This window comes from Sphaerospermopsis aphanizomenoides BCCUSP55 (assembly GCF_001586785.1).
Taxonomy (GTDB): domain Bacteria; phylum Cyanobacteriota; class Cyanobacteriia; order Cyanobacteriales; family Nostocaceae; genus Sphaerospermopsis_A; species Sphaerospermopsis_A aphanizomenoides_A.
Window position 1 is genome coordinate 37,657 of sequence record NZ_LUFH02000001.1, and the last position, 13,971, is coordinate 51,627.

Annotated in this window: 10 protein-coding genes; 5 read left to right on the top strand and 5 right to left on the bottom strand. The window is 38.8% G+C overall.

What is annotated here, in order from left to right; translation table 11 throughout:
• The first annotated feature begins 259 nt into the window (after positions 1 to 259).
• Together A0J48_RS00145 and A0J48_RS00150 are read left to right on the top strand one after the other, a co-directional pair.
• Positions 260 to 1,246, top strand: coding sequence for a DMT family transporter (locus A0J48_RS00145; protein ID WP_200319169.1), 987 nt, complete (start codon positions 260 to 262; stop codon positions 1,244 to 1,246).
• 213 nt (positions 1,247 to 1,459) lie between these two features.
• The gene (locus A0J48_RS00150; protein WP_200319175.1) at positions 1,460 to 1,939 is read left to right on the top strand and encodes an SET domain-containing protein-lysine N-methyltransferase; all 480 of its coding nucleotides are present in this window, start codon (positions 1,460 to 1,462) and stop codon (positions 1,937 to 1,939) included.
• A 165-nt stretch (positions 1,940 to 2,104) separates the two neighbouring features.
• Here the strand turns inward: A0J48_RS00150 and A0J48_RS00155 are convergent, their stop codons facing one another.
• A complete protein-coding gene (locus A0J48_RS00155; protein WP_200319177.1) occupies positions 2,105 to 3,217 on the bottom strand; it encodes an AI-2E family transporter in 1,113 nt (370 codons plus the stop codon).
• Positions 3,218 to 3,731: 514 nt separating this feature from the next.
• On the opposite strand from A0J48_RS00155, the gene A0J48_RS00160 reads away from it, so the two are divergent.
• Together A0J48_RS00160 and ftsH are read left to right on the top strand one after the other, a co-directional pair.
• A complete protein-coding gene (locus A0J48_RS00160) occupies positions 3,732 to 4,400 on the top strand; it encodes a DUF1614 domain-containing protein (RefSeq protein WP_200319179.1) in 669 nt (222 codons plus the stop codon).
• Between the two features lie 146 nt (positions 4,401 to 4,546).
• The gene (gene ftsH, locus A0J48_RS00165) at positions 4,547 to 6,484 is read left to right on the top strand and encodes an ATP-dependent zinc metalloprotease FtsH (RefSeq protein ID WP_200319181.1); all 1,938 of its coding nucleotides are present in this window, start codon (positions 4,547 to 4,549) and stop codon (positions 6,482 to 6,484) included.
• A 62-nt stretch (positions 6,485 to 6,546) separates the two neighbouring features.
• Here the strand turns inward: ftsH and A0J48_RS00170 are convergent, their stop codons facing one another.
• On the bottom strand, positions 6,547 to 7,104 hold the full coding sequence (locus tag A0J48_RS00170; RefSeq protein WP_200319183.1) for a Uma2 family endonuclease: 558 nt from the start codon (positions 7,102 to 7,104) through the stop codon (positions 6,547 to 6,549).
• Positions 7,105 to 7,249: 145 nt separating this feature from the next.
• A complete protein-coding gene (locus tag A0J48_RS00175; RefSeq protein ID WP_200319185.1) occupies positions 7,250 to 9,043 on the bottom strand; it encodes a WD40 repeat domain-containing protein in 1,794 nt (597 codons plus the stop codon).
• Positions 9,044 to 9,567: 524 nt separating this feature from the next.
• Between A0J48_RS00175 and A0J48_RS00180 the strand changes: the two genes are divergently transcribed.
• Positions 9,568 to 10,248 carry an SDR family oxidoreductase gene (locus A0J48_RS00180; RefSeq protein ID WP_200319187.1) on the top strand — a complete coding sequence of 227 codons (681 nt, stop codon included), beginning with the start codon at positions 9,568 to 9,570 and terminating at the stop codon, positions 10,246 to 10,248.
• 200 nt (positions 10,249 to 10,448) lie between these two features.
• On the opposite strand, the gene A0J48_RS00185 is transcribed toward A0J48_RS00180, so the two are convergent.
• The gene (locus A0J48_RS00185; protein WP_200319189.1) at positions 10,449 to 10,826 is read right to left on the bottom strand and encodes a response regulator transcription factor; all 378 of its coding nucleotides are present in this window, start codon (positions 10,824 to 10,826) and stop codon (positions 10,449 to 10,451) included.
• A gap of 69 nt (positions 10,827 to 10,895) precedes the next feature.
• Positions 10,896 to 13,889, bottom strand: a complete 2,994-nt coding sequence (locus A0J48_RS00190; protein ID WP_200319191.1) for a PAS domain S-box protein — start codon at positions 13,887 to 13,889, stop codon at positions 10,896 to 10,898.
• Positions 13,890 to 13,971 lie beyond the last annotated feature (82 nt).

Here is a 13,971-nt window from a genome sequence, read left to right on the forward strand (position 1 = left end):
TTTCTGCTTCCTTTCTGGTCATAACGAATATGTTTAAAAACAGTATACTTAGTGATTTATCTGTAATTATATAGAATCAAGCTGCGTAGCAGCTTAAATACGCAACAAATTTTTGTAGGTAATGCTATAACCAAAGCAAAGACCAAGGGAAAACCCTTACACCCTTAATACCCAGTCTTCACAGATAACTTCTGTGGGTAAGTCCTGTTATGATTAACTACAGAAACGTAATTAAATCGGTAACAGGCTATACTTCTCAATGACCATAGAACTCAATAATGACTCTCAAAGATCATCAAACAATCTCCATGCTTGGGGTATAGCCGTCTTGTTGATTGTCACTGCTATCTGGGGTACAAGCTACCCGCTTCTCAAGGAAGTCGTCGGTAGTCTTTCTCCATCGGCTATATTTGCAACGCGCTTTATAGTAGCAGCATTACCTTTTACCCCCTATTTGCGTTTCCTAAATCTTTCCTTACTACGGGATGGCGCTTTATTAGGACTAATCATTTTTTGTACTTTGAATCTTCAAACATTTGGTTTGGAGACTACTTCAGCTGATCGTGCAGCTTTTATTGCCAGTTTTAATGTGATTATAGTTCCTTTACTGGGACAATTGCTGGGTCGGCAAGTATTACTAAAAACCTTCCTCGCCGCAGCACTAGCTATCTTTGGTATAGGGGTGATGTGTTGGGAAAGTGGAGAGATAGTAATTGGCGATTTATTGATGTTAGGTAACGCCTTCCTTTATTCTATCTACATTCTCAGGCTTGAGTCGATCAGCCAGCGCCACCCGGTTTTACCACTAGCAGCAGTCCAGCTTTGGGTAATAGCCATAGTGTCTTTAATCTGGGGCGCACCAGACTTATTTAGACAGCATGAGATCATCAGTGCCAACTTTGGTGTACTGTTATATCTTGGTTTGGTTGATACTGCTGGTACTATTGTTCTGCAAGTATTAGCTCAACGATGGGTTAACGCTTATGAAACGGCGTTAATGTATACCCTTGAACCAATTTTTGGGGCGGTTTTCTCGTTTCTACTACTGGGAGAGAAACTGGGAATACGCGGTTTGATCGGAGCAGTTTTTATATTAGTGGCAATGGTTTTGGGTCAAAGCAAATCTCAGGATACTGAGGAGAATAGCAAAAAACTATTTGAAGAACCAATTGTTACCACTCTATCAACTGCGGATACTGAGCCAGTTGTAAGTATTCAGCCTTCAGCTATCAGCTTTCAAGATTGAAATACAAAGAAAGGTAAAAAATCAGGAGTGTGTAACTTGATTTTGTAACTTGTCTGAAATTAATAATTATCAATCTTTACTCTTGCTGTTATTAGCTGATTACTGATTACTGATAGCTGAATGCTTACAGCCAGTTTAATGTTCTAGTGTCACTTCTTAATACCAACTTCATTAAATCAGAATGCGATTTGTAATCTCTGCTAGGAAAGAATCATGAACAGTGATGTATACGTCAAAGTGACACATAAAGGAAAAAGTGTTTTTGCTAACCGATGTTTCCGTCAAGGTGAGACTGTAGTAGTAGGACAAAGAGTAGAAATTCTCTCAGAAAGAACTATGCACTCTTTTCAAATGGACTTTGACTTACATATAGAATTAGATGAACCAGGAAGATTAATCAATCATTCTTGTAGCCCAAATACGGGAGTTTGCAATAATCAATTTGGAGGCTACAATTTTGTAGCATTAGTTGATATTGATGCCGGAACGGAAATTACATGGGATTACGAGACAACAGAATATATTAGTATTGCCGTTCCACAATGTTCTTGTGGTTCTCCCCAATGTCGATTAAATATTCGTGGATTCAAATTTCTTCCGGTCGAAATCCAGAGAAAGTATGGTGAGTTTGTAGCTGATTATCTCAAAGTAACTTCACCTGAAAATTCTACAATATTGGCTGTTAAATCATAAATAGTATGTAAGCATTCAGCTATCAGCGGTCAGTAGTCAGCTTTTTAAAGGTTACGCCAAAAATCACGCTAGTGATAATCTACGGTTTGATTAAATAATCTGACTTCTGACTCCTGACTCCTGAATTCTTAAGGTTTTTACTCTCCACTTACCTGTGAGTTATTATTATTCTTCCGGTGATGTAACTTCCATCTCCTCAGTTTCATTATTATCAATAGATTCTGAAATCATGACAAATTCAGTATCTTGATGATGATTACACCTCCATTGATCTAATACATCTTTAACTAATACTTCTTGTACCCAAATTTTAGCCACAACAGTTAAAGGTAATGCTAAAAATAATCCTAAAAAGCCAAAAAAGGTAACAAAAAATAATTGAGAAATTAATGTAACTGCTGGTAGTAAAGATACCTGATGTGCCATGACAACAGGCGTGATGAAATTACTTTCAGTTTGTTGAATGAAAAAATAAAGAATCAAGACAAAAATCGGTTTCCAGGGAGAATCTAACAAAGCTATTGCCATTGCTGGGACTACGCTCATTGTCGGTCCTAGGTTGGGAATTAGATTCATAAATCCTGCTAAAACTCCCAGTGCTAAAGCTGCTTTTACACCTAAAATTGACAAGCCGATCAAACTCATTAACCCCACTACCAATACAGCAATAAAAGCCCCTGTCACCCATCTTTCTAAGGAAATTTCACACTGGCTTAAAATTCCTTCTACTCTGCGGCGATAAAAGGATGGAAATAGCCTCACAAATACTTTTCGATAAGCATTGGGATTAGCTAAAAACATCCCCGTCAAAACTAACACTAATAAAATATTTAGGAGTATTACTAAAGAGCCAGAAACAAAAGCAAAAGAGTTTCCTAATACACGATTAATCAAAGGTTGTGCTTCGGCAATGAGGTTATTAATATCTGGAATTAAGGGTTCTAATTGCTCAGGAATATTTGTTCTCTGTTCATCAATCCAAGTATTAATGCGCTCAAATCCTTGGGGGACTCGATAGGTTAATTCTTGAAATTGCTGGGCAAAAGGTGGGACAATCAACCAGAAAAAGCCAATTACACCAGCGAAAAAAATAGTCACTGACAAGAAAACAGCAACTCCACGTTTCATCCCCAAGCTTTGGAAACTGCGTGCTAACCGATTTAAGGTAGTTGCTAAGACAACAGCAGCAAATATCAGCAGTAGCACTTCGCGCAGTTGCCACAATATATATAAGGATAAAACTAAGGCGATTAAACCAATCCATTGACCCAGTTTCACAGATTAACTCCCAAAACTTGGTGAGACTCAATTGTTTAGCTATGCAGCTAGGTTAACTGACAACCTCTAACCTCATTCTAAATCTCGCTTTTAGCTGACTGGTGACTGCGGCTTTAATTTTGCTTCTGTGCTGGAAGTCGCGCAAGCAAGACAGGGATCATAATCACAGTAGGTAACAAAACCAAAATTAACGCGTTTAATGATGTAGCTGGAACTAACAGCATTGGTCCAGCATACTTAATCAAAAACGAGATAAAAGTTGAGAGTAGAAGTAGTTTGAGCAGAAAACCTAGTTGATTTTTCATAAAAGTACGGCAAGACACATTTTTTGGTTGGGTATACACTAATTTAGATTCAACGATTCTGTCTCTAGAATAGAAAACAGATACAAAACTTTACTTGTCCACCTTTTACACCTGTAAACATACACAAGATTAATTTCAATGTCTTTAAAATGTGGAAATAAACACATTTTCGATTTAGTTGGAGATTTTCAATCTATTTTCTCATCCCCATGATCTATCTACCAGTTTCATTACTGTTATTTCTCGCGTTGTTACTGTTGCTGCCATTTATTTGGTTTGCTGTTGCAGTAGATGTTGTAGAAGTTGCGGTAGCTAAGTTGGGGTTTTCTCCTAACATTGCCTTTCTATTGTTCGTGCTAGTAATTATTACCAGTACAATCAATATTCCTCTCTACCGTCTAGAAACTCCCGTTCAATTAGCAGATGATTTTGCTGCACTTTGGTTAAGGGAATTTTGGGGAATTCCGTTAAGGAAATTGACAAGTTCTACGGTAGTGGCTTTGAATTTAGGCGGTGGATTAATACCTATAGCTTTGGCATTATACCAATTTTCTCACGGTAATGGGCTGGCAATTGTGTTAGTTACTGCCATTGTGACTGTTGTCAGTTACTTTGCAGCGCGAGTAGTGCCAGGAATTGGGATTCAGATGAATCCATTGCTTGCACCACTGACTGCGGCTTTATCAGCAATGTTAATAGCTTCACCCCATGCTGCACCTGTCGCTTTTGCTGGTGGTGTTCTCGGTACTTTGATTGGTGCTGATTTATTACATCTTAAAGATATTCAAGGAATGAGTGCGGGGGTGTTGAGTATTGGAGGTGCTGGTGTATTTGATGGAATTGCTTTGTGTGGACTATTTGCTTTGTTGTTAAGTTGAGAAAAGGTGACAGGTGACAGTGTAAGAGGGAATAGGGAATAGGGCAGAAAATTTGAGATTTTAGATTGTATTTGGTGAAATAAAATCCAAAATCCAAAATCCAAAATTGCATCACCAATTACCAAATTTTATTGAGGTAAATTATCATGCCTGTAGAAACTAATAATAATAACAAGATGAAAACTCCGAAGATTCGGCAGTTTGGTGGTAGCTTCCTAATTTTATTGACTTTTTTACTATTGCTGAATTTGATAGTTCCCAATTTTTTTGGACAACGTTTACAGCAAGTTCCTTATAGCGATTTTATCGCTCAGGTAAAAGCTGGTAAAGTGGATAAAGCAATTGTAGGGAGCGATCGCATTGAATATGCAATCAAAACCCAAACTCCTGAAGGTAAAACTGTTGAACAGGTATTTAGAACTACTCCTGTAGCGATTGACTTGGATTTACCCAAAATTCTCCGCGACAATAATGTAGAGTTTGCCGCACCTCCACCAGCGGAAAATGCCTGGATTGGCACTGTATTGAGTTGGGTTGCACCCCCCTTAATTTTCTTCGGGATTTGGGCTTTTTTAATGAATCGTCAAGGTGGTGGCCCTGCTGCGTTGACGGTAGGTAAAAGCAAAGCGCGGATTTATTCTGAAGGTAGCACTGGGGTAAAATTCCCAGATGTTGCGGGTGTGGATGAAGCGAAAGCAGAATTAGAAGAAATCGTTGATTTTCTCAAAAATGCGACCAAATACACCAACTTAGGAGCGAAAATTCCCAAAGGTGTGCTGTTAGTTGGCCCTCCAGGAACTGGTAAAACATTATTAGCAAAAGCGATCGCAGGTGAAGCTGGTGTTCCTTTCTTCAGTATTTCCGGTTCTGAATTTATTGAATTATTTGTTGGTGTGGGTGCTGCACGAGTTAGAGATTTATTTGAACAAGCTAAACAACAAGCACCCTGTATTGTCTTCATTGATGAATTAGACGCTTTAGGTAAATCTCGTGGTGGTGCTGGTGGTTTCGTCGGTGGTAACGATGAACGGGAACAAACCCTCAACCAGTTACTAACAGAAATGGATGGTTTTGACGCAAACACTGGTGTCATTATCATCGCTGCTACCAACCGTCCCGAAGTTCTCGATCCTGCTTTACGTCGTCCTGGTCGTTTTGACCGTCAAATTGTGGTGGATAGACCTGATAAAATTGGTCGAGAAGCAATTCTTAAAGTTCACGCTAGAAATGTGAAATTAGCAGAAGATGTAGATTTAGGAATTATTGCTACTCGCACACCTGGTTTTGCTGGTGCAGATTTAGCTAACTTAGTAAATGAAGCAGCTTTATTAGCAGCAAGAAATAATCGTCAAGCAGTATTAATGGCAGATTTTAATGAGGCCATTGAACGTCTAATTGCAGGTTTAGAAAAACGTTCTCGTGTGTTAAATGAAGTCGAGAAAAAGACCGTTGCTTATCACGAAGTTGGTCACGCTATCATCGGTGCTTTAATGCCTGGTGCTGGTAAAGTGGAAAAAATTTCTGTTGTTCCTCGTGGTGTCGGTGCTTTGGGTTATACCATTCAAATGCCAGAAGAAGACCGTTTCTTAATGGTAGAAGATGAAATTCGTGGACGCATTGCTACTTTATTAGGTGGACGTTCTTCGGAAGAAATTGTGTTTGGTAAAGTTTCTACCGGCGCTTCTGATGATATTCAAAAAGTCACTGATTTAGCGGAACGGGCAATTACAATTTATGGTATGAGTGATAAACTCGGGCCAGTTGCTTTTGAAAAAGTCCAACAACAGTTTATCGAAGGTTATGGAAATCCTCGACGTTCAATTAGTCCGCAAATGACGGCGGAAATTGACCGGGAAGTGAAGGAAATTGTCGATAATGCTCACCACATTGCTTTAAGTATTCTGCACAATAACCGCGATTTATTAGAAGAAATTGCCCAGGAATTGTTGCAAAAAGAAATTCTTGAAGGTGTGTATTTACGGGAACGTCTAAAGGCAGCCAAAGCACCAACGGAAATGGATGAATGGTTAAGAACTGGTAAGTTAGATGCTGATAAACCTTTGCTGCAAACGCTTTTGGTTTAGGGTTTTTTAAACGCAGAGGAACACAGAGGTAACGCGGAGAGTTTCTTCTGTGTTTCTTTTTTTTAACCAAAACTCAACCAACCAAAAATTTCTGAAACTGTTAATTCTAAATCAATGCCTGCAAGTATTGGTAATTTATCATCACTTTGATATAGTTCGATTTTTTGTCCAGGAAATATAGCTAATACACTTTCTTCTTCTGGGTTCATTAACCAGCCTAATTCTGTGCCATGACGCGAACAATGTAATAATTTAGTTAATACCTTTTTTTGTTGTTGGTCTGGGGAAAGAATTTCAATTACCCAGTCAGGATGAATTTGAAAGCGGTTAGCAACTTTTCCTGATGCAGTTTTGGGTATTCTTTCCCAACGAAATACAGCTACATCCGGTACAATAGTGTCACCACCAAAGGTACAGCGTAGTTCTGAAAAAGCTATGGCAATTTTTTGAGTTCTAGCTTTGCCATTAATTACTTCAATTAAAGTGGTCTGAAGTAAGCTATGTTCACCCTGTGGCATAGGTTTTTGTATAATTTCCCCATGAATAAATTCTGATGCTGGTTTGGTTTCCGGTAGATTGAGAAATTCTTCTAAGGTAATTTGGCGGCTGGCTATAGTCATCGTGGGTAATGATAAAGCATAGTTATTTTATCAGCTATAATATATTTTTTTAAACGCAGAGGCTCGCAGAGGTTACGCAGAGTTACACAGAGGGGTTGACGGGTGTGATTTTGGGGTTAATTTGGGGTTAACTTGGGGGTTCAATTTAGCTTCTCTGCCAAATTTTAATGGTTTTATCTAAACTCCCACTCACCAACATTTCACCGGAGTTTGTAAAGGCTAAAGCTGTGACTGTTTTTGCGTGACCTGTGAATGTTCCTAACAGTTCTCCGGTTTCTAAATGCCACAGTTTGATTGTTTTATCAGCACTGCCACTGGCAATAATTTGTTTATTAGGACTTAGGGCTACAGCATAAATTCCATCTCTGTGACTTTTGAGAGTGTGAACTAATTGCCCATTAACTAAATTCCAAACTCTAATGGTTTTATCTTGACTCCCACTAATTAAAAATTCACCATCAGCACTCATAGCCAGGGAATTAACAATATGGGTATGACCCATTAAGGTATGTATTGGTTTGATTTCTTGCTGGTTTTTCTTATTGAAGTCAGATGTTAACTGCCAAACTTTGATTTTGCGATAGCTGCCTGTAATCAAAATTTTTCCATCTCGACTTATTACCATTGAATGGGCTGCTGTATCATCCAAAGATAAGGTATTTTCTACTTGGCGATCGCGCAAATTCCAAAACAGTATTCTTCGATCATCTCCCCCAGTAGCTACTGTCTTACCATCCGGGGTAAAAGCAACACAGCGTACACTACCATTATGTTTATGCAAGATATCAATTAAATCTAGTGCGCCGGTATGCCAAATTTTGATTGTTGAATCTGCACCAACACTCACTAAAGTTTGTCCATCTGCACTCAAAGCTAAGGAATTAATCTCATCTACTTTACCTGAAACCGACCATTGATATTCTGATAAAGTTTCAATTAATTCACCTTTGGACAAATCCCATAATTTTGTCTCTCCACGACTACCACTAGCTAGTATCGGTACGGTTTTATTGTATTTACAACCAGCAGCTTTAACTTTTAGATTTTTCACTGTATAAGCTAAACAGTTAATCCCTCTGGTATGTCCTTTTAATGTTTGCCAGCATTCCCAATCACCAATAATATTTTTTTGAGGATGCTCTGATGGTAAGGTTTGAATTGTCTCTACTATCGTTGCTTCGTCAGCTAAGTTTAAATCATCTTGTTTGCTAGTTAGCGATTCTAAATACCAAGTTAATCCTCCTGCATATAACAAGCTACTGGGAGTAAGATTGATTTTAGCTTCGGGAAATTCTAGTTGATTTGTGGGTAAAAAACCAGTAATAATAGTTTGCTTTTCGTAGCCTAATTTAGTCGTTCCAGGATAAAACAAACACAGAAAAATTAATACTTGATGATTTTTTACATCTTCTTGAGTCACTGACCAACGGATTTTATCTTTTTTAATGCCGTTAAAACTTTCTCCATCGGCTACATGAATCTGAATACTGATTTTTGGGTTATTAGTTAACCAATAAGTAAACTTACTTTCACTACGTAAATTTCCTTCATCATCTAACACCATATTTTCTAAGGTGTCATGATGAGCTTTTTTTACTAATTTACCCAAACGTTCTGTAATGACTCGATCTACAATTTGTTCACGCACCAAATAATCTTCCGCTTGACTCTGAAAATATCTAGGAAAGGGAATTGTCCAATCTGGTGGTTCAGGATATTCAGGTGGTATTGGTGGTGGGTTTTTCGCCAAAATTTCCGCTTGTTGACGAGAACATTCCAAAATTGTCGCCAATGGTTCACCCCAAAATGCCATAATTTCACTATGACAACCTTTAACTTGACCTTCCAGGAGAGATAAATCAGCGGTCTTGGGTTTTTTCACTCTTTGAAGGAAGTCAGTTTGTTGCGCTTTAAGTAAACTAATCCAATCCATCTGCATGATAGTTGTCAACTATTGCATACCTAAGATAACGTATAATTAGAAAGCAAGACTACTTCTTGCTGGAGACAGGAAGTAAAAACCTTTTTCTGAGAAGGTTTCTCTGGTAGGCATTTTACATTTATTTCACATTTAATTTTGTCTGCCTAATTACCAAGACGTTTAGCCAATTTTATAACCTGAAATGAAAGGAAATTATCGTAATTGTCACAGTCTTATAAAAATCAAAGCTACAGTCAATTCTAGGTAAATGAACTACATACATAAAAAATTAGAAAACCATGCTTAATGAAGGTTTTACTGCCGACTGTTGACTACTGATAACTGCTGTATTTAGATGATTTCTAGAAATTCTAACCAACTTAAGCAATAATTTACTGTTTCTATAGAAACAGTTATGGCAATAAATGAAGTGTATTATTTACCAGTTAATTATTTTTTCTAATAATGTGATGTCTGAAATTGAGCAAACCAAGATATATTAATTATTTGTGTAACCTTTGCATCTATCTGAGAAAATATTTATGTCAAATACATCTTACATCTTTGTTGCTGGAGCAAGTCGCGGTGTTGGTCAAGAAATCGCCAAATATTTAACAAACCAAGATACAAAGGTAAAAGCACTGTTGAGAACAGAAGTTGCTGCTAAGGAATTAGAAACTATCGGTGTTTATCCAGTTTTAGGGGATGCTTTGAATGTGGATGAGGTTGAGAGGGCAATTTTAGGAGATGACCCTATACAAGCTGTTATCAGTACAATTGGTGGTTTACCGACAAATGATGTTAACCCAGATTTTATTGGTAATAAAAACCTCATTGATGCCGCAGTTAAAGCAGGAGTACAAAAGTTTATTTTGGTGACATCTATTGGCTGTGGTGATAGTGTAGGTGCGCTACCTCCCCCAGCTTTAGAAGCTCTAAAACCAGTTTTAATTCTCAAAGAACAAGCTGAACAATACTTGATTAATAGCGGACTCAATTACACAATTATTCGTCCTGGCGGATTAAAATCAGAACCAGCAACAGGAAATGGTATTTTAACCGCAGACTCGCGTATTGTTGGTAGTATTCATCGTGCAGATGTGGCTCAATTAGTTTGTCGCTGTTTAAATTCTACTAATGCTAATCATCAAGTTTTGTCAGCATTAGATAAAAATATGATTTATCCAGGTTTACCAGAATTCACAGAATTTAATTTTGGGTAATGGATAATAGATAATGGGTAATGGGTGATTGGTAATTGGTAATTCTTCTCATAATTCCCTATTCCCTATTCCCTATTCCCTATTCCCTATTCCCTATTCCCTATTCCCTATTCCCTATTCCCTATTCCCTATTCCCTATTCCCTATTCCCTATTCCCTATTCCCTATTACATTGTCACCTGTCACCTGTCATCTATGCCTTTACAATCCCAAGACTTGCTTTGATTTTTCCAGCACTTCTTTAGGGCGAAATGGTTTAGTCAAATATAAATCTGCACCTACCTCAATTCCTTTTTGTTTATCGAATTCCTGTCCTTTAGCTGTCAATATGATTATGTAAATATCATTCATTTGTAAGTCATTTTTTACAATTTGGCAGACTTGCAAACCATTCATTTTCGGCATCATCACATCAAGAAAGACTAGATTCGGCTGTTCAGTTTTGATGGTTTCCAGTGCCTCTTCTCCATTTCTAGCTGTTAGGAGTTCAACTCCCTCATCTTCTAATTCTTCTAGGGCTTGTTCCATCAAAATTAAGATATTCGGTTCATCATCAACAATGAGAATTTTTTGAGACATAAGGAATTAGGTGACAGGTGACAGGTGACAGTGTAAGAGACAATAGTAATTGATTCTCAGTTTACGCGATTATCTATCAGATAACATAATAAAGACTACATTCTCTAATCCCTTCTCAAAGCGCAGGGCTTTCACCAAGTCACCTTCTTGAGAGAGGATAGAATCAATGATGATCATATCTGGTTTATTTGACAAAGCTTTATTAATACATTCTTGAGGATCGGAAGCTTCAATTACGCTATATCCTTGGGTTTGTAGTACATCTGATATAGTTTTTAAGGTTGAGGCATTTTTATCAACAACCAATACTTTTTTATTGGAAGTAACTTGAGAAAGCAGTGAGCCAATTTCGCTCAGTAGTTGTTCTGTATCTATGGGTTTAGTGAGATAGCGGTCAATACCTATGTGATAGCCTCGTTCCTTATTTTCAACAATTGACAAAATAATGATTGGAATATCTGCGGTCTGAGGATCATTTTTGAGAACGGCTGCCACATCAAACCCGTTGATTTGGGGCATCATTACATCTAGGAGAATCAAATCAGGACGATGGGCTTTGATTTGATGAATTGCATCCACACCGTCTTTTGCTTCCCGGACGTTATAATTTTCATTTTCTAGTTGTTGACGCAGTAGTTCTCGAATGTTGGCATCATCATCAACCACCAAAATAGTTTTGTGGTTTTCGTTTTCTACCGTATTTTTGGTGATGACGTGATCTTTGAGTTGTTTAACTAGGGCATCTAAATTCAGGCTGGTACTGGTTTGCTGTTTGCTGGCATAGGTAGGAACAGTAAAGGAGAATGTGCTGCCTTTACCCGGTTCACTTTCTACCCAAATTTTACCGCCGTGATGGTCGATGATTTGTTTACAAATCGGTAGTCCTAACCCTGTACCTTTGGGTTTATCGGTCAGGGTATCGCCAACTTGCCGGAATTTCTCGAATACTTTTGATTGGTCTTCTGGGGCAATGCCAACGCCTGTATCAATGACGCTGATACAAACCCTATCTTTTTCTTGTCTAACGCGACAGGTAACACAACCGGATGTGGTGAATTTAACGGCATTGGAAATTAGGTTGATCAAGACTTGTAACAGTCGGTGGCGATCGCCTATTATCTGCGGTAGTCCTGGTTCAATTTCTTTCGCCAATTGCAAGTTATTGGTTTCAAATAAGGCTGCTGTGGAATTGGTTGCCCAATCTAATAATTCGCTGGCATCAAGGCGCTGCATTTGCCATTCCACTTTTCCTGCTTCCATTTTGGCGATATCTAAGACATCGTTAATCAAAGATGTCAGCCGTTCTGCTTCCGCAACAATAATGTTGAGATTGTCAGATACTCGTTTAATCGTTTTTTGCAGCTTGCGGTCTTCGGTAGAAATCATTGGGAAAACACTAGTTTCCAGCTTTTCTTTAATAATGGAGGCAAAACCAAGGACAGAAGTAAGCGGTGTTCGCAACTCATGGGAAACTGTGGAAATAAAGTCGGTTTTCATCTTGTCAACTTCTTTTTCTGCCGTTATATCCCGAATTAGCAAGGCTGAACCAAAACAAATAGCGGGTTCGTTGTCTGCTGTTTTCTTAAAGACGGCGGTAGCCACTGCTTGGCCAATGCGTTCTTTTGCTAGTGGAACTTCCGATGCAAACACTTCTCCGGGATGGCTTTGAGTGCGTTCCACCAACTCTGCCAAACCTGATATCGGCAGTTCCTGATAATGTCCATTCATGGTGTTGGCTGTCAACCCATACATGGCTAAAAAAGCAGGATTGAAGTGAGTAATGATGCCGTTAGTATCTATAACTAATAAGCCATCGGCTAAGTTATCCAAAATGGCGTTTAAACCCTGTGCTTCTGCTAGGGTATTTTGCAGGGCGGCTGTTCTTTCTATCACTCTGGCTTCTAGTTTTTGATTGAGTTCCCGCAAAGCGATTTCTGCTTGTTTGCGTGCAGTAATATCGGTATTAATTTCTAAGGTGGCGCATGGTTGGCCAGATAAATCTCGTTGCACTGTCCAACGACTCTGAACAATGATTGATCTGCCATCGCGGGTGGTGTGTTGTAGTTCACCTTCCCAAATACCCTGTTGCCAACACTCGGCCTCGATTTGTTCCAAAGGGTGAGGAAATACTGTTTTTAGCAATTTATAACTGATAGCTTGGTTTTTGACTTCGTTAGCAGTCCAACCATAAAGCCGTTCTGCCCCCTGACTCCAGTGTATGATTTTGTCGGTGAAGTCTCTTACAATCACAGCATCACTAGAATTATTTAACATATCCAAGAGACGGTGATATTCGGCTTCTGCCAACTTGCGGTCATGAATATCGGTGCAAGTACCAATCCATTCCCGGACACTGCCATCTGCTGCTAGGACGGGCGCACCACAAACAAAGAAGTGACGGTAATTTCCATCTTTGCTACGAATTCTATATTCAACTTCATAGAGGGTGCGGTTGGCTACAGCCTCACCCCAGACTTTGCCAGTACGTTCCCGGTCTTCAGGATGAACAGCATTAATCCATCCGCCATTAGCACCTTCCTCTAAAGTTTGACCTGTATAGGCTATCCAACTTTCCAACTCAAAGCAAATTCCTTCTGGAGAAGATACCCAAACAATTTGTGTAGTCGCTGTCACTAAAGAACGGTATCTTGCCTCACTCTGTTTGAGAGTAGCTTCAGCATTTCGCTGTTCTTGTTTGGCGTGTTGGATAATGCTTAAATTTTCCACGCTACACCAAAGTAGGCGCTCGCCATTTTTCTCTATCATTACACCGGAAATTCTCACCGGCACTAGATGTCCGTCTTTATGGATATACTCTTTTTCATAAGGCCCATAGCGATCTGTTGGTGCTAAATTCTCTACCATAGCTTGCTCACTGGCAACATATTTTTCAGCAGTAATCTGCCAGTGATTAAGATTCAAAGCTTCGGAAACTGTACGTCCTAAAATATCAGCATAGGCAGGATTAATATCAATCAGCGTCCCATCTGTTCGACAGAGTAAAAGACCAACTTGACATTGTTCAAATAGCTGACGATTATATTGATCCATTTGCTTGGGCATAATTATTAATTATTAATTCGTAATTCGTAATTCGTAATTATTTATTTTCTCCTCTGCACCCTGCACCCTGCACCCCTTTTTA

What these genes read in the sequence shown, in the direction of transcription:
- A0J48_RS00145 (WP_200319169.1), top strand. Translation starts at nt 260, where the DNA reads ATGACCATAGAACTCAATAATGACTCTCAAAGATCATCAAACAATCTC.
- A0J48_RS00150 (WP_200319175.1), top strand. Translation starts at nt 1,460, where the DNA reads ATGAACAGTGATGTATACGTCAAAGTGACACATAAAGGAAAAAGTGTT.
- A0J48_RS00160 (WP_200319179.1), top strand. Translation starts at nt 3,732, where the DNA reads ATGATCTATCTACCAGTTTCATTACTGTTATTTCTCGCGTTGTTACTG.
- ftsH (WP_200319181.1), top strand. Translation starts at nt 4,547, where the DNA reads ATGCCTGTAGAAACTAATAATAATAACAAGATGAAAACTCCGAAGATT.
- A0J48_RS00170 (WP_200319183.1), bottom strand. Translation starts at nt 7,104, where the DNA reads ATGACTATAGCCAGCCGCCAAATTACCTTAGAAGAATTTCTCAATCTA.
- A0J48_RS00175 (WP_200319185.1), bottom strand. Translation starts at nt 9,043, where the DNA reads ATGCAGATGGATTGGATTAGTTTACTTAAAGCGCAACAAACTGACTTC.
- A0J48_RS00180 (WP_200319187.1), top strand. Translation starts at nt 9,568, where the DNA reads ATGTCAAATACATCTTACATCTTTGTTGCTGGAGCAAGTCGCGGTGTT.
- A0J48_RS00185 (WP_200319189.1), bottom strand. Translation starts at nt 10,826, where the DNA reads ATGTCTCAAAAAATTCTCATTGTTGATGATGAACCGAATATCTTAATT.
- A0J48_RS00190 (WP_200319191.1), bottom strand. Translation starts at nt 13,889, where the DNA reads ATGCCCAAGCAAATGGATCAATATAATCGTCAGCTATTTGAACAATGT.